This is a genomic window from Microbacterium sp. CFSPD4_SD4, assembly GCF_057364585.1.
Genome location: NZ_JBNFOC010000027.1, coordinates 1 through 512 on the forward strand (window position 1 = coordinate 1; position 512 = coordinate 512).

Here is a 512-nt window from a genome sequence, read left to right on the forward strand (position 1 = left end):
TGATAGCTGTTTTGATAAATATGCAGGTTTGATGTCGATAATTGTAGTGGTCGCAGATTTGATCTGTCAGTTTCTGATTAAAGTCTAATACTGGCAGGTCAAATTCAGTTTTCAGGTTTTTTGCGATCAAGCTAAGTTGGCATTGATCGGAGACTAGATTGGCTGATTACTCCTGACCGTTAGCAGTACTTTAGGAAGGCGAGTATCCCCGTGTCGATTACTCCGAAAATATAGTTGGCGTCTTACCTGTTCTTGTCGACACCCAAGCAGTATTCAACTATTCGGTATCGAGATTATGAACAGCAAGAAACTCGGCCCGCCAGTAAAGATTGTTTTCGCCAGTCTCGGGTTGCTCTTGTCCTGCAATGCGCTCGGTGAAAGCCTCCCCATAACTTATAAATACGGAGCAAAGCTTGATATTGTGAAGGTTTTATCTATATCAACCGAATATACCCCTGTCTGCAAACCGGTAGACCGCATAATGAAATACATAGATTCGTCTGGAAAAACCC

At 42.6% G+C, this 512-nt stretch carries 1 protein-coding gene; it reads left to right on the plus strand.

What is annotated here, in order from left to right; all coding sequences use genetic code 11:
- Nucleotides 1-295: 295 nt before the first annotated feature.
- Nucleotides 296-512, plus strand: a 217-nt coding sequence (locus AC2W7E_RS16240; protein WP_485989529.1) for a DUF2790 domain-containing protein, incomplete at its 3' end; no start/stop codon positions are given.